Origin of the sequence: Nitrosospira multiformis (assembly GCF_003050865.1) — a bacterium.
Lineage (GTDB): Bacteria > Pseudomonadota > Gammaproteobacteria > Burkholderiales > Nitrosomonadaceae > Nitrosospira > Nitrosospira multiformis_E.
The window spans coordinates 14,592-28,081 of sequence record NZ_QAOK01000016.1 but is presented as its reverse complement, the minus strand read 5'-3'; the positions used below and the strand labels follow the sequence as shown (position 1 = coordinate 28,081).

General features: G+C 55.3%; 17 protein-coding genes and 1 riboswitch. Of the genes, 7 read left to right on the top strand and 10 right to left on the bottom strand.

Annotation, left to right across the window (positions count from 1 at the left end):
- Positions 1-20 precede the first annotated feature (20 nt).
- Positions 21-386, bottom strand: coding sequence for a DUF2782 domain-containing protein (locus C8R21_RS09590; RefSeq protein ID WP_074972313.1), 366 nt, complete (start codon positions 384-386; stop codon positions 21-23).
- Positions 387-441: 55 nt separating this feature from the next.
- Positions 442-1,170: an LOG family protein gene (locus tag C8R21_RS09585; RefSeq protein WP_107762491.1), complete on the bottom strand. Its 729-nt coding sequence runs from the start codon at positions 1,168-1,170 to the stop codon at positions 442-444.
- A gap of 21 nt (positions 1,171-1,191) precedes the next feature.
- Between C8R21_RS09585 and polA the strand changes: the two genes are divergently transcribed.
- The 5 genes from polA (at position 1,192) to rplS (ending at position 6,045) form a co-directional block, all read left to right on the top strand.
- The gene (gene polA, locus C8R21_RS09580; protein WP_107762490.1) at positions 1,192-3,909 is read left to right on the top strand and encodes a DNA polymerase I; all 2,718 of its coding nucleotides are present in this window, start codon (positions 1,192-1,194) and stop codon (positions 3,907-3,909) included.
- A 108-nt stretch (positions 3,910-4,017) separates the two neighbouring features.
- Entirely contained in the window at positions 4,018-4,281 is a 264-nt protein-coding gene (rpsP, locus tag C8R21_RS09575) for a 30S ribosomal protein S16 (RefSeq protein WP_011379931.1), read from the top strand.
- A 22-nt stretch (positions 4,282-4,303) separates the two neighbouring features.
- Positions 4,304-4,810 carry a ribosome maturation factor RimM gene (rimM, locus tag C8R21_RS09570; RefSeq protein ID WP_107762489.1) on the top strand — a complete coding sequence of 169 codons (507 nt, stop codon included), beginning with the start codon at positions 4,304-4,306 and terminating at the stop codon, positions 4,808-4,810.
- Between the two features lie 2 nt (positions 4,811-4,812).
- The gene (trmD, locus tag C8R21_RS09565; protein WP_107762488.1) at positions 4,813-5,583 is read left to right on the top strand and encodes a tRNA (guanosine(37)-N1)-methyltransferase TrmD; all 771 of its coding nucleotides are present in this window, start codon (positions 4,813-4,815) and stop codon (positions 5,581-5,583) included.
- A gap of 54 nt (positions 5,584-5,637) precedes the next feature.
- Positions 5,638-6,045: a 50S ribosomal protein L19 gene (rplS, locus tag C8R21_RS09560; RefSeq protein ID WP_107762487.1), complete on the top strand. Its 408-nt coding sequence runs from the start codon at positions 5,638-5,640 to the stop codon at positions 6,043-6,045.
- 337 nt (positions 6,046-6,382) lie between these two features.
- Here the strand turns inward: rplS and C8R21_RS09555 are convergent, their stop codons facing one another.
- The 5 genes from C8R21_RS09555 to C8R21_RS09535 form a co-directional block, all read right to left on the bottom strand.
- Entirely contained in the window at positions 6,383-6,961 is a 579-nt protein-coding gene (locus C8R21_RS09555; RefSeq protein ID WP_107762486.1) for a c-type cytochrome, read from the bottom strand.
- 119 nt (positions 6,962-7,080) lie between these two features.
- The gene (locus C8R21_RS09550; RefSeq protein WP_107762485.1) at positions 7,081-7,554 is read right to left on the bottom strand and encodes a DUF411 domain-containing protein; all 474 of its coding nucleotides are present in this window, start codon (positions 7,552-7,554) and stop codon (positions 7,081-7,083) included.
- The gene (locus C8R21_RS09545) at positions 7,551-8,015 is read right to left on the bottom strand and encodes a cupredoxin domain-containing protein (protein WP_107762484.1); all 465 of its coding nucleotides are present in this window, start codon (positions 8,013-8,015) and stop codon (positions 7,551-7,553) included. The genes C8R21_RS09550 and C8R21_RS09545 overlap by 4 nt, the downstream gene beginning before the upstream one ends.
- A gap of 177 nt (positions 8,016-8,192) precedes the next feature.
- Complete coding sequence (locus C8R21_RS09540) at positions 8,193-9,164, bottom strand: CorA family divalent cation transporter (RefSeq protein WP_107762483.1); 972 nt, start codon at positions 9,162-9,164, stop codon at positions 8,193-8,195.
- A gap of 44 nt (positions 9,165-9,208) precedes the next feature.
- Positions 9,209-9,400, bottom strand: coding sequence for a hypothetical protein (locus C8R21_RS09535; protein ID WP_146162467.1), 192 nt, complete (start codon positions 9,398-9,400; stop codon positions 9,209-9,211).
- Positions 9,401-9,605: 205 nt separating this feature from the next.
- Positions 9,606-9,776, top strand: a riboswitch (yybP-ykoY riboswitch).
- A gap of 8 nt (positions 9,777-9,784) precedes the next feature.
- Here C8R21_RS09535 and C8R21_RS09530 point away from each other — a divergent pair.
- Together C8R21_RS09530 and C8R21_RS09525 are read left to right on the top strand one after the other, a co-directional pair.
- Positions 9,785-10,366 carry a TMEM165/GDT1 family protein gene (locus C8R21_RS09530; RefSeq protein ID WP_107762521.1) on the top strand — a complete coding sequence of 194 codons (582 nt, stop codon included), beginning with the start codon at positions 9,785-9,787 and terminating at the stop codon, positions 10,364-10,366.
- 41 nt (positions 10,367-10,407) lie between these two features.
- Positions 10,408-11,637, top strand: coding sequence for a hypothetical protein (locus C8R21_RS09525; protein ID WP_107762481.1), 1,230 nt, complete (start codon positions 10,408-10,410; stop codon positions 11,635-11,637).
- 74 nt (positions 11,638-11,711) lie between these two features.
- Here C8R21_RS09525 and C8R21_RS09520 read toward each other — a convergent pair whose 3' ends face one another.
- The 3 genes from C8R21_RS09520 to proC form a co-directional block, all read right to left on the bottom strand.
- Positions 11,712-12,029 (bottom strand): DUF167 domain-containing protein, encoded by a 318-nt coding sequence (locus tag C8R21_RS09520; RefSeq protein ID WP_107762480.1) that lies wholly within the window; start codon positions 12,027-12,029, stop codon positions 11,712-11,714.
- A gap of 2 nt (positions 12,030-12,031) precedes the next feature.
- Entirely contained in the window at positions 12,032-12,604 is a 573-nt protein-coding gene (locus tag C8R21_RS09515; protein ID WP_107762479.1) for a YggT family protein, read from the bottom strand.
- A 63-nt stretch (positions 12,605-12,667) separates the two neighbouring features.
- Complete coding sequence (gene proC, locus C8R21_RS09510; protein ID WP_107762478.1) at positions 12,668-13,483, bottom strand: pyrroline-5-carboxylate reductase; 816 nt, start codon at positions 13,481-13,483, stop codon at positions 12,668-12,670.
- Positions 13,484-13,490: the final 7 nt, after the last annotated feature.

The following is a 13,490-nucleotide window of genomic DNA, read 5'->3' as shown; positions in this document are numbered from 1 at the left end:
GCAATGGCTGTCCTGGGAAATCAGAACTCTCGTATCACCCACATCGGAGGGCGAATACGCTGATCCAGACCACCTGTGTCGTGGGTGGAAAAAGTGCCGTCGCCGCGATTGTCGATCAGGTAATACGGAAGCCCTATACGCGGTATGACCTTGATCATGTAGAGGCGTCCATTGAGGCGATATTCCTCGATCTGGTCCTCTCCCCGCTTGGTGATGGTAACCTGCGGCTCAAGCGATTCTTCCTCGTCCTCGATGCCCGGCGAGGGCAGCGATAATTCCGGGGGTTCCGGCACTTCCGGTATGGGCCGCAGATCCTTGGGCTGATTGGATTGCGCCGCCGCCGGTAGTGCAGAACTCAATAACAGTGCAACAACGATACGACGCATGGCGCCTCCCGGCGGGTCAGGTCAATACGCCATTCTATCCGAAATGCCCTAGCTGTTATAGATTGAGTTGAATTTCCCGTTCGGCGGCGGAAGGCTCGAAGCCGCGCGTCTCGTAATACTTGAATATCGCATCCACCACCTCCGCCGGTTCGTCGATTACCTGGATCAGGTCCATATCTTCCGGGGCGATCATGCCTTCCGCAACGAGCACGTTCTGTAGCCACTCGAGCATGCCGCGCCAGAAATCCGAACGAACCAGGATAATGGGCATTCTGCGCGTCTTCCCGGTCTGGACCAGTGTCAGCGCTTCCATCAGTTCGTCCAGCGTGCCGAATCCGCCGGGCAGCACCACATAGGCTGTCGCGAGTTTGACGAACATGTATTTGCGCGCAAAAAAATGGCGAAACGTCTGGCTGACGTCCTGATAAACATTCCGGTGCTGTTCGTGCGGCAGCTGAATATTCAATCCAATACTGGGAGATTCGCCATAATAGGCCCCCTTGTTCGCGGCTTCCATGATGCCCGGGCCTCCACCGGAAATGACGGAAAAGCCTGCATCAGAGAGTTGCCGTGCAATCTGTTCAGTTAACTCATAGTAGGGATGATCAGGAAGGGTGCGGGCACTGCCGAAAATGCTGACCGCGGGCATGACGGCGTGGAGGCGTTCCGTTGCCTCGACAAATTCTGCCATAATCCCGAACACGCGCCAGGATTCACGCCCTGACCATGCCTTCTCCCGGAAATCGTTTGTCATGGTACGGGCTGCTTTGTTTTTCAGGCTCATCGGAAAACCTTTGGAAGTTAAATGAAAACACTACTGCTGGTCGATGGTTCATCTTATCTGTATCGCGCTTTCCACGCGCTGCCCGATTTTCGCAACCGCAATAACGAGCCGACCGGTGCAGTCTATGGCGTGCTGAATATGCTGCGTCGCTTGCACAAGGATTATCAGGCCGATTATAGCGCTTGCGTATTTGATGCAAAAGGCAAGACTTTCCGCGACGAGCTCTATGCCGAGTACAAGGCGAACCGGCCACCCATGCCCGACGAGCTTGCCACCCAGATCGCGCCGCTCCTGGAATGCATCAATGCGATGGGATGGCCGATGCTCTCTGTGGAAGGGGTAGAGGCAGACGATGTGATCGGCACGCTGGTCAAGCAGGCGGAATGCGAGAACATGCGCTGCATCATTTCGACTGGCGACAAGGATATTGCACAACTGGTGAACCCACGGGTGACTCTCGTCAATACCATGACGAATGAAACACTCGACGAAGCCGGTGTGCTCGGCCGTTTCGGCGTATCCCCGGAACGCATGCTCGACTATCTGGCACTGGTGGGCGACGCGGTCGACAACATTCCGGGCGTGGCGAAAGTGGGACCGAAAACCGCGGTGAAGTGGCTCAACCAATATGGGACGCTCGACAACCTGATTGTCCACGCTCACGAAATAGGCGGCGTGATCGGGGAGAATCTGCGCAATGCACTGGACTGGTTGAGCAGATCACGGCAGCTGCTCTCCATCAAGTGCGATGTTTCGTTGCCGGTCAGCCTGCATGATCTCGGACCCCAGCCCCTAAATACAGTAAAGCTCGCAGAGTTGTACGAGCGGCTGGATTTCAAGAGCTGGTTGCGCGAGCTGCAACAGGAATCCCAGGCGGGAGGAGGCGCTGATGCGCTTTCTGCAGGTTCAGCCCAAGCAGGCTCGAATTTGGTGCAGGCTGATTATCAGGCCATTCTTACCCCGGAGCAGCTTGATGAGTGGATGATGCGAATCGCCGCCGCGCCGGTCGTTTCGCTCGACACCGAAACGACCGGGCTCGATCCGATGCGTGCCGAGCTGGTGGGTATCTCGTTTTCCGTGGAACCGCATCAAGGGGGATATGTACCGCTGGGGCATCGTTATGCCGGCGCTCCCAGCCAGTTGTCGCTCGATTTTGTACTCGAAAAGCTCAAACCCTGGCTGACAGACGCCGCCGCTCCGAAACTGGGACAGAACCTGAAGTTTGACAGGCACGTGTTCGCCAACTACGGTATCGGGTTGAAAGGAATCGTTCACGACACGCTGCTGCAATCCTATGTCTTTGAATCCCATCGCCCGCACGATATGGACAACCTTGCGCTGCGGCATCTGGGGATCAAAACCATCAGCTATGATGAAGTCACTGGCAAGGGAGCGGCCCGAATAGGTTTCGAGCAGGTGGATATCGAACGCGCTGCGCAATATGCGGCCGAGGATGCGGATATCACGCTGCAGCTGCACCAGCATCTGTATGCTGAAGTTGGCAAGGATGCAAAGCTCGGTCATATCTATCGCACGCTGGAAATGCCCGTGATGGATGTCTTGTTCGAGATGGAGCGCAACGGCGTGCTGCTGGATCTCAAATTGCTGGAAACGCAAAGCCGCGAGCTCGGCGAGAAAATGCTGGCGTTGGAGGAGCGCGCCTGCACAATTGCCGGGCTGCCATTCAACCTGAATTCACCCAAACAGATTCAGGAAATCCTGTTTGACAGACTCAAGCTGCCTGTCATAAAAAAAACACCGAGCGGCGTTCCTTCCACCGACGAAGATGTGCTGCAAAAACTCGCACTCGATTATCCGCTCGCCAGGGCTCTGCTGGATTATCGCGGGCTTGCCAAACTCAAGTCGACTTACACCGACAAGCTGCCGCGCATGGTGCATCCCATCACTGGAAGAGTGCACACGAATTATGCCCAGGCCGTCGCGGTAACGGGCAGGCTGGCCAGTAACGAACCGAACCTGCAGAACATACCCATTCGCACTGCCGAGGGGCGGCGTATCCGGGAAGCATTCATCGCGCCGGCTGGGCACAGTATTGTTTCCGCAGATTATTCACAGATCGAGTTACGCATCATGGCGCACATATCTCAGGATGCCGGCCTGCTCAAGGCCTTCGCCCAAGGAGAAGACATCCATCGCGCCACGGGCTCCGAGATATTCGGTGTTCCCCTGGAAACAGTGAGCAGCGAACAGCGCAGATATGCAAAAATCATCAATTTCGGCCTCATCTACGGCATGTCGGAATTCGGACTCTCGACGCAACTAGGCATCGAGCGGGCCGCGGCCAGAGCCTATATGGACCGCTACTTTGCCCGCTATCCGGGAGTGGCGGACTACATGCAGCGGACGCGAAAAACCGCAAGGGAAAACCGCTACGTGGAGACTGTCCTGGGGCGGCGCCTGTGGCTGTCGGAGATCAACAGTGCCAACGGCATGCGCAGACAGGCGGCAGAACGCGCAGCGATCAATGCGCCCATGCAGGGTACTGCCGCGGATATCATCAAGCTTGCGATGATAGAAGTGCATGACTGGCTGCGGCGGCATGACCTGCGCAGCAAACTCATCATGCAGGTCCATGACGAGCTGGTATTGGAAGTGCCGGAAAATGAAATCGAGACGATAAAGCGCGAGCTGCCGCGGCTCATGGGCAACGTGGCGCAACTTCAGGTCCCGTTATTGGTGGAGGTAGGCATCGGGTCAAACTGGGAGCAGGCGCACTGAACACAGGGGTGAAAAGAGCGGGAAGGGGAGAAGTATTGCTTGCTAAACCCCTGAAAATTGCCGTAAAATCACACCCTTTTCGATTTTGGACCTCCATAGGCAATTTACATGGTCATTATTCGACTGGCGCGAGGCGGCGCAAAAAAACGCCCGTTTTTCAATATGGTCGTAGCAGATTCACGCAATGCGCGTGATGGCAAGTTTATCGAGCGTGTCGGTTTTTATAACCCGCGGGCAGCCGAGGGTGAGGAATCGCTTCGCGTCAAGCTGGATCGCGTCACCTATTGGCAATCAAAAGGTGCGCAGCCGTCAGATACCGTGAAAAAGCTGATCAAGCAGTTTGATTCCAGGCAAGAAGTCGCAGGAAGCTGAACCGGACCAATCCACCGAACCAATGGTGATAATGGGCCGCGTTACCGGTCCATATGGGGTAGGCGGCTGGATCAAGGTTTTTCCCTATACTGAATATGTGAATGGCTTGCTGGATTACCCGGACTGGTGGCTGGGCAGCGAGGGCGGCAAATGGCACAAATTCAAAGTGATCGAGGGCGGGGTTCACGGGAGCGTATTGCTGGCCTCACTTGAACGATGTGCGGATCGCGACGCGGCTGCCCGACTGAAGGGACTGAAGATCGCCATTCCCCGCAGGCTGTTGCCGGCATTACCGGAGAGCGGCGAGGAAGGTTATTACTGGTCGGATCTCATCGGGCTTGCGGTCATCAATCTGCAGGGTGAGGCGCTGGGTAAGGTGGCAGGGCTGCTGGAAACCGGAGCGAACGATGTGCTTCAGGTGCGAAACCCGGGAGAAACCGAAAGACTGATACCTTTCATTGACCAGGTAATCATCAAAGTCGATCTGGCGGCGGGCCGGATTACGGCGGATTGGGGTCTGGACTACTGATTATGACGTTCAATTTCGACGTTATCACTCTGTTCCCCGAAATGTTCAACGCTGTAACCAGGTACGGGGTAACCGGGCGGGCAAATGAAAATGCCATTTATCGCCTGTATACCTGGAATCCGCGCGAATTTACCGAGGACAATTATCGCAGGGTGGACGACCGTCCTTATGGCGGCGGACCCGGCATGGTAATGCTGGCGGAGCCCCTGGAAAAAGCGATAGCCGCTGCCAGGGAAAGGCAAAGAGCCTGTGGTATCAGTAATACGAAAGTGATTTATCTGTCACCTCAGGGAAGACCCCTGAACCAGGACGTGGTGATGGAATTAAGCGAATTGCCCGCATTGGTGCTGCTGGCAGGCCGTTATGAAGGAGTGGATGAGCGGCTGATCGAACGTCAGGTGGACTATGAGATTTCCATAGGAGATTATGTCGTATCCGGCGGTGAGCTGGCGTCGATGGTGCTCATGGATTGTCTGGTGCGGCAGTTGCCCGGCGTATTGGGAGATCCGGAATCCGCGAATCAGGATTCCTTTACAGCAGGTTTGCTGGATTTTCCCCACTACACCCGGCCGGAGGTCTATCGGGGAAGCGTAGTGCCCGAGGTTTTATTGTCCGGAAATCACGCCAGGATTGAACGCTGGCGGTTACAGCAGTCCCTGGGGAGAACATGGTTGCGGCGGCCTGACCTGCTGGCATTGAAAATGGAGAAGGGTCTCACCGCGGAAGAGCGCAAGTTGCTGGAAGAATTCCAGCACGCATACGAAGCGAATTGAGTGCCAAATTGGAAGTTACCGAAACGCAAGGAATATAAGGCAAGGAGTCACGAAATGAATCTGATCGAGCAACTTGAAAGCGAAGAAATCAGCCGCCTGGGCAAGACAATTCCCGATTTTGCCCCTGGAGATACGGTCGTCGTCAACGTCAAGGTGGTGGAAGGAGACCGAAAACGCATTCAGGCGTACGAGGGTACCGTCATTGCCAAGCGTAACCGTGGTCTCAATTCTGCCTTTACCGTGCGCAAGGTATCGAGCGGCGAGGGAGTGGAAAGAACGTTTCAGACCTATTCTCCCCTGATTGCGAGCATAGAGATCAAGCGCCGTGGGGCGGTCCGGCGCGCCAAGCTTTATTATCTCCGCGATCGCTCCGGCAAATCTGCTCGCATTCGGGAAAAACTGCCGGCTCGCGCTTCAGCCAGGAAGGCTGAAAACGGAATGCAAAAGATCGAGCAGGCCTAAGCCATTAAACCGGCATTAAGCCGGCTTCAAGGAACCGCTGAGCAGATCTCCAACGGTTCCTTTCTCCATAGGTGCTCGCAGAGGGACTTGTGCGCCGCTACTCTCGTTCATGCTCTTGAGCGCGTACGCACGTCCGTCACTCGGCACCTCATCATTCAGGATTGATCCAGAATCCGGCAAAGGTAGCGAAGATAAGAGACAGAAGAAACAGCTAAGGCAGGATGGGCTGGAGCATAGCAATCCAGCGAATTTCGGCCATCGATTCAGATCATGCCATCGGGTTAAGGGTTAAGGCTTTCAGCCCTCATCCTTAACCCCATTCTTCGCCTGTCAGCGCTTAATTCTGCTTCGGCTGTGGCTTGTTTTCGATTTCCTTGTACCAGATATCATAAACCTCATCGGGCCAGAGCGATTTGATCCAGACGATCACGTCCCCGATCTGCTGGTCTGTCAGTTTTCCCTTCCAGGCAGGCATAGCGCCATCCACGCTGCCATCCTGAATCATCTTTTCCAACGTTTCCGTAGAGTGATGCCAGGCGTGAGCACTGCCATCCAATGGCGGTGGAGGATACCGCCCGTCCGGTCCCGGAGTACGCCAACCTGACGTGGCTTCACCGTTCGGTCCGTGACAACTTGCACAATTCTTTCGATAAGTCTCTTCACCGCGCTTGATTCTTTCCGGCGCCAGCTTGCGTGCGGCGAGGTTTTTAGGCGGCTCCACCTTAGCAGCGGCAGGTGGGGTGGGTTCAGCCGGAACCGTACTGGACTCGGCAGCAGGCGGTGCGGAAGGTGCGGACGGCGTCTCGGGTGGCGCAGTCTCCGTGGCGGAAGGTGGCGTGGCGAGCTGCTTCGGCTCGCCGCATCCCGCGATCAGTCCAATCGTCATGCTTGCCAGGAGCAGTAACCGCATATTCATGATTGTCCGACTCTCATGTCTGTCACTTTTCCGGTTATCGCCACGGCTACTGCCCGGAATGCCGGGACTCGCGAGCTTCTTATCGCATACCTCGCTATCGCTCGATGATCTGAAGCTCCTCATTTGAGTCTCATCACAGATGTTTTCGGATCAGAGGGAAGATGACGGCTGTAAATCGATGTGACCCCCTGTTTGTTAATCAGAAGTACATCGTATGGATCGTTACGCTCGCCTTCCATTCCAGGGGAACCATGCGGCATGCCGGGAGCGGTCAGACCGATGGCGCTGGGACGCTCCTTGAGAAGTCGTTTGACATCTTGTGCAGGCACGTGTCCTTCAATTGCATAGCCGTCGACCAGCGCGGTGTGACATGAACCGAGTACAGGGGCGATGCCCGCCTGCTCACGGGCTTCCTTGTTGCCTACATCATGTGTATTCACGGTAAATCCATTGGCACGCATATGATCGACCCACTTCGCGCAGCACTTGCAGGTGGAACTTTTGTAAACGTCAACTGTTGCGGAAGCATAAGCGCCGCCCGCAAAGGCAGCAAACATGATTCCAGCCAATACTGCATGTCTCGATATTTTCATTTCGCTCCTACTGTGATTGTGCCTTTCATACCTGGGAAATTCATACCTTTGAAGTGGCCGGGCAGCGGGCAGGCAAAATCCACTACGCCTGCTTCCGTGAAATGCCACACCAGCTCCCCGGTCTTGCCCGGCTCGATCGAGACCATATCCGGCTGGTCCGGATGCGCATGGTCAGGGTGTTTTTTCAGCATTTTACCATGCTTATCAATTTCTTCCGCAGTGCCGATCATCATCTCGTGCTTTTTCTTGCCTAGGTTCGTGATCAGAAATTTTATGGTTTCACCTTGTTTCACCTTGATCTCGTCAGGTTTGAAGCGGTTATCCACCGCAGTTATTTCAACGATCCGGGAAACCTGATTGGGGTCGCCCGGCTTCCCTATGGCTTCCGTTTCCTCCTGAGCAAGGGCGCCGATTGAAACCAGGCCGAAGCTTAAAGCAGATGCGATCAGAAGCTTCTTCATGAGATTTTCTCCTTTCTATGTGGGGTCCCGCTTAGCCCTCTTCAAGCAGTCGTCTTTTTATTCTTTTTGCAAGTCCAATATAGCAAAGAAATGTCCACTTGCCGCGATAGACTGAAAATGCGGTTTTGGAGTTCCGCGAATCATCCTGTTGTCTCCGTGTTGCATATGGTCGCAATCTCACCGCAACCATCCCTTGCGTTTTATATATATAAGTGGCAGCAGCGCAGCCGATACCGTCAGGCCCATTGAATAGATGAATCCGTATTCCCACGCGAGTTCCGGCATTACAGCGAAGTTCATGCCGTAAAAGGTGCCCACCAGCGTGGGCGGCAGGAAGACTGCGGTGATGATGGTGAAGACCTTGACGATCTGGTTCTGCTTGATGTTGAGAATATTCGTAACCGCATTCTGCAGATATCGCACCTTCTCGTGCTCGAAGTAGGCATGCTCCTTTACGCCGGCCACGTCTTCGGCCAGTTCCGTGGTCAATACCTGCAGCTCTGCCTCCGCCACATTATCGATCTCCCCACTCAAGTAACGCACGGTGCGCGCCAGCGACAACTGCGCTTCCAGGCAGCGCGAAATAATATCTTCCTTTTCATTCAGATCTTGCATGGTCTCTATCAGGTCAGGCACACCCAGTTCCCTGCCCTGCGCGTTATATCCATCCGATATTTCGGAAATCTCTTCTGCGCTTCGCTCCAGTTCATCCGCTAGACGATCTATTACCGTATCCGCGCTGTCATTGGCCACCTGCAACAATAATCGAAGTATCGATTTCGGATTCCGGGCATGATTCGGCCTGCGATTCATGCGCTGCAATGCGGTGTCGAACGGGTGGAAGTCGGGGTCCTGGCAGAGAATCGCGACCAGTTGCTCGCCCAGCATGAAAGTTACATCGCCAAAGCTCGGCGTCCCGTTGCTGCCCAGACGGAGGAGTTTGGCGCGCATGTACATGAAGGTCCCATCATCGGAGACGCTGCCTGCCTGCGGCGTCGTATCGATGCCGAAGCGCTGCTTCAGACACACAATGTCCTCGGGTGTTGGCGCATTGATCTCAAGCCAGACGACATGCTCGTCGCCCTCCCGCCGCGGCAGGCCGTGAATGACGCAGAGTGAGTGATTATCCCTCACAACACTGCGAATCATGATGAACTCTCCTTTTGTGGTGTGGTACGACCACAGGTTTCAGTTTATTTTTTTGCTTCGGCTTTTTCCCGATGGGAAGGCGACATGGAAGATGTGGCCGCTATCTGCTCCGACGGCTGTATGTAGTGCACGACGGTCATAACGAGTGCGAGCAATAGGTACAGCGCGATCACAGCCAGGATGACCTCGTTCTCGAGACTCCTGCTGTCGCGCTGTGGGAGATTCTTTCTGAACATGGGGTACTCCTCGTTCATCTCATTGGTAAATATTTAATGCAAAATGGCTTTCTCCTGCAAACCTGTTCATGGACGATATAAATCCAGCTTAGCAGAATCACGGTGGGTTTCCGCTAGAGTTGTTATCTGCACATGAGCATCGGCTTGACCAGGGCTTGTTAACAGATCCTGAGGCATGGACAAGGTTTTATTCGGCAAGTAGAATATTCCGGTCATCGGGGAGTAGCCTCCTTCCGTCGAATTGAAGGGCTTGCATCAACATACTTGATCCGTCCGGTCATGGTGCAAGCAGTTCCGTGCCTGGCAAGACCTTTGACCACATTGTCTCCGGAAGGCTGGGGAGAAGCGTGGTCTCGATTCTTGTCCGGCCTGGAGCGTAAGAACGTGGAAGCTTTCCTTGTTTCGGCTGGCGTTGTCGCACTCGCAGAGATTGGCGACAAAACGCAGCTTCTCGCCTTTATCCTCGCGGCAAAATTTCGCCAGCCGGTTCCCATCGTGCTCGGTATACTCGTCGCTACCCTGTTGAACCATGCCTTCGCTGCCGCAATCGGTTCGTGGATCATCACGCAACTTGGTCCCGAAACCCTGAACTGGACACTTGGCCTGCTGTTTGTCGGCATGGCGATCTGGACGCTCATTCCCGATCAGCTTGATGAAGCGCAGTCCGGAACCGGGGGCGACGGGGCCGGTGTTTTCAGCGCGACGCTTCTGGTTTTTTTCCTTGCGGAAATGGGCGACAAGACACAAATAGCGACTGCGGCATTGGCAGCGCAGTATCAGATGTTTTCCGCGGTGGTGGCAGGCACCACGCTCGGGATGATGATCGCGAATGTTCCCGCAGTCTATCTGGGCGAACGCCTGGCGAATCGGATTCCGGCGCGCCTCGTGCGTGGAATTGCAGCAGCCGTGTTTGCCCTTATCGGTATCGCGGTCCTGCTTGAGGCGAGCAAAAATCTGGCGCTTTGAAAGATTCCGGAAATAATCCGGCAAAAAAGAGAACAAGACGAATGGCCTTTTTCCCTACTGGACACGCGGACACCTTGCCGCAGCCCCCATGCCTGCTCCTGCTCCTGCCCCTGCCCCTGTTTCTGCTGGGTGGTTGCGCATCCCCCATTGCACTCAATCGTGCTGTAGGCGCTTATGACGAGGCTACGACCAACGCCGCCTCCAGGCAACTGCTGGTGAATATAGCGCGTGCTTATCATAATCAGCCGGTGCACTTTACCGGCGTATCGAACGTCGCAGCAACATTCGATTTCCGTGTCAGTGCCGGCGCCACCCCGGCGTTGACGGGAAATGCTGGCGGCATACTGATGCCTGTGTTTGGGGGAAGCGTGGCGGAAAATCCCACGATCACCATTGTTCCCGTAGAGGGAGAGGAGTTTGCCCGGCGTCTGCTTACCCCATTTCAGGAAAACAAACTCACGCTTTTGCTCCGTCAGCGTTTCGATATCGATCTCCTGATGCGGCTGATGGCCCAGGAAGTGCGTATTAATGATAACCAAGGCCGGCAGGTTTCCTATCGCAACCGCCCCTTTGATTCGCCCGGCTACGGCATGTTCAGGCGCGTGGTGCTGCATTTGTCCGCCATACAGGATAATAACCACCTCCACGCGGAGCCTTTGATTCTGGAGCAGACCTGGACCATTCCCGCCGGCTCGGTGACAGCAGAAGGTTTTCAGGCTCTGCAGAAAGAGTTTTCCGTACGCTATGATGCGCGGGAAAACACCTACATCCTGGTCAAGCAGGCAGCGGGACCTATTCTCATCACCAATTATGACCCCAACATCCTCTCACCGGAGGAGCGAAAGCGCTTGAGCAATGAGGCGCGTGAATGGAGCCCCAATGATGTCGCTTTCGATATTCGCCCCAATCATTATGGCGGGGAGTGGCCCATGAAAGGGACTTTTCGCCTCCGCAGCTTCCATGCCATTCTCAATTTCCTCGGACGCACCCTGGGCGACGAGTCGGAATATCATGTGGAGAAAGACTTCCGTACACCGCCCCTCGAGGATGATGAAAATCCTGTTGCTACCATGGAACTGCTGGTGACGGACTCGGCTCCCCGGGAAGCGGATCTGTGGGTGCATGCCTATGATCAGTATTACTCGGTACACACCCGGGGACCCCTGGCTCGCTGGAACCGGAGCGCCTTCCAGCTGCTGTATCTCCTGTTCCAGATGACGGTTACGGATTTGCCGCGCTCGGGAGTGCCAAGCATCACGATCGCAAAATAACGGCAGTTTTTTGAAAGCGCTTGCTCATGGAATGCCGATTGGGGAACTTGCAATAGTAGTGGATAGCCGAAGTATCAACTGGCAGCCTGCTTCAATAGTATATCGGCTCCATAGGCCATCCCATCGATTTCAACGATTTTGCGTCGCGATCTGGCTCCTTGCCTGAGTATTACCTGACGCTGAGGCACTCCAAAAACCCCAGCGAGGAATGCAAGCAAAGCAGCATTCGCGGCACCTTCTACCCGTGGGGCGGCAAGTTTGATTTTCAGGGCATCGCCGTGCGGGCCGACGACTTCAGTACGCCTCGCACCGGGCTGTATGTGCAGAGTGAGGATCAGGCGCTTCCCGGTATCATCGCTGCGATACCATTCGTCGCTTGAAGCGATTTCCACGATCAGAACAAGCGACTGACTTCCCGCTCCATTCCCGCCGTTACAAAAAGAAGCAACTGAATGACGATCAGTACGAACAGCGGCGAGAGATCGATATTTCCGATGGGAGGAATGTGCTCGCGGATAACGCCTAGAAACGGCCGGGTAAAGCTGTCGAGCAGCGGGGCCAGCGAATTGTAGGGATTAATCCACGAAAGCACAGCCTGGATGATGATCGCCACCATGATGATGTAAAGCGTCGTCTTGATGATTTCCACCAGCCCCAGGAGCGCCAGTCCACCTACGGCAGTGCCCATCGTGGAGCTGAAGTCGTAACCCTTCAGCATTAACACGCTCCCCAGCAACATGACTTGAGCAATCCACGCCAGCAAAAGCGTCGCAAGATCCATGCCGCGATAACCGGGAATGACGCGCCTTGCGGGTTTGACCAGAAAATCGGTTATTGCAATCAGAAATGACGAGAGCGGGTTTCCATACGGCGCGCGCACCAGTTGCATATAAAAGCGCAACAGCAGCGCCAGGGAAAACAACCCCAGCAGGGTATCGAGCAGAAATATGAGCATCTGACTGATCATGAAAGTATTATCCGTTTTTTACTGCGCGACTTGCGCGCATGGGTTATTCTCCATTCTATTCTGTCATGTCCGGCCGAGTTCGTCGCCCATTTCGCGTGACCGCTGATATGCGACACGGATTGCCCGGATGATTCCGTTTTTGACACCGTCATTTTCCAGCGACCTTATCGCGCGTTCCGTCGTGCCGCCGGGCGATGTGACTCGCGCACGCAGAACACTCGCCTCATCCATGCTCTCACTTGCAAGCCTGGCGGCGCCAAGAAAGGTTTCAATGCTCAGTTTGCGCATCTGGTCCGCATCCAGCCCCAATTCCTGTCCTGCCTTCTGCATGGCCTCGATGAAGTAGAATACATAAGCAGGACCGCTGCCCGAGGTGGCAGTCACTGCATCCAGCAGTTCTTCGCTTTCAACCCACAGCACAGTGCCGACTGCACGGAGTATGGCCTCCGCCTCACGTTTTTCCTCATCGTTCACGCCTGCCATTGCATAAAGTCCGGTAACGCCGGAGCCAACCAGCGCAGGCGTATTGGGCATGGCCCGCACGACGCGGGCACGCCCGCCGAACCACTGCGAAAGGGCCTCTGCCCGAATACCGGCGGCAATCGAGATGACAAGGTTCTGCTTGAGCAGCGGCGCGAGCCCGCGCGCCACGATGGAGAGCTGCTGCGGCTTTACGGCGAGCACGATTATCTCCCTATCGTCGATCATGCCCCGCGCAAGTTCCGCGACCGTCTCCACGCCAAACTCACGCCGAACCCTCTCGCGGGTTTCAGCGTTGATCTCTGCTACCCGTATCTGTGCCGGTGAATAATCCTGTTGCAGCAGCCCGCCAATCAAAGCGCAAGCCATGTTGCCGCCACCAATGAATGTAATATTCATGTATTCC

Excerpts from the sequence above, each read along its gene's own strand:
- rpsP (WP_011379931.1), top strand. The coding sequence starts at position 4,018 with ATGGTCATTATTCGACTGGCGCGAGGCGGCGCAAAAAAACGCCCGTTT.
- proC (WP_107762478.1), bottom strand. The coding sequence starts at position 13,483 with ATGAATATTACATTCATTGGTGGCGGCAACATGGCTTGCGCTTTGATT.
- C8R21_RS09585 (WP_107762491.1), bottom strand. The coding sequence starts at position 1,170 with ATGAGCCTGAAAAACAAAGCAGCCCGTACCATGACAAACGATTTCCGG.
- rimM (WP_107762489.1), top strand. The coding sequence starts at position 4,304 with ATGGTGATAATGGGCCGCGTTACCGGTCCATATGGGGTAGGCGGCTGG.
- C8R21_RS09515 (WP_107762479.1), bottom strand. The coding sequence starts at position 12,604 with ATGATCAGTCAGATGCTCATATTTCTGCTCGATACCCTGCTGGGGTTG.
- trmD (WP_107762488.1), top strand. The coding sequence starts at position 4,813 with ATGACGTTCAATTTCGACGTTATCACTCTGTTCCCCGAAATGTTCAAC.
- C8R21_RS09540 (WP_107762483.1), bottom strand. The coding sequence starts at position 9,164 with ATGATTCGCAGTGTTGTGAGGGATAATCACTCACTCTGCGTCATTCAC.
- C8R21_RS09555 (WP_107762486.1), bottom strand. The coding sequence starts at position 6,961 with ATGAATATGCGGTTACTGCTCCTGGCAAGCATGACGATTGGACTGATC.
- rplS (WP_107762487.1), top strand. The coding sequence starts at position 5,638 with ATGAATCTGATCGAGCAACTTGAAAGCGAAGAAATCAGCCGCCTGGGC.
- C8R21_RS09590 (WP_074972313.1), bottom strand. The coding sequence starts at position 386 with ATGCGTCGTATCGTTGTTGCACTGTTATTGAGTTCTGCACTACCGGCG.
- C8R21_RS09545 (WP_107762484.1), bottom strand. The coding sequence starts at position 8,015 with ATGAAGAAGCTTCTGATCGCATCTGCTTTAAGCTTCGGCCTGGTTTCA.
- C8R21_RS09550 (WP_107762485.1), bottom strand. The coding sequence starts at position 7,554 with ATGAAAATATCGAGACATGCAGTATTGGCTGGAATCATGTTTGCTGCC.
- polA (WP_107762490.1), top strand. The coding sequence starts at position 1,192 with ATGAAAACACTACTGCTGGTCGATGGTTCATCTTATCTGTATCGCGCT.
- C8R21_RS09525 (WP_107762481.1), top strand. The coding sequence starts at position 10,408 with ATGGCCTTTTTCCCTACTGGACACGCGGACACCTTGCCGCAGCCCCCA.
- C8R21_RS09535 (WP_146162467.1), bottom strand. The coding sequence starts at position 9,400 with ATGTTCAGAAAGAATCTCCCACAGCGCGACAGCAGGAGTCTCGAGAAC.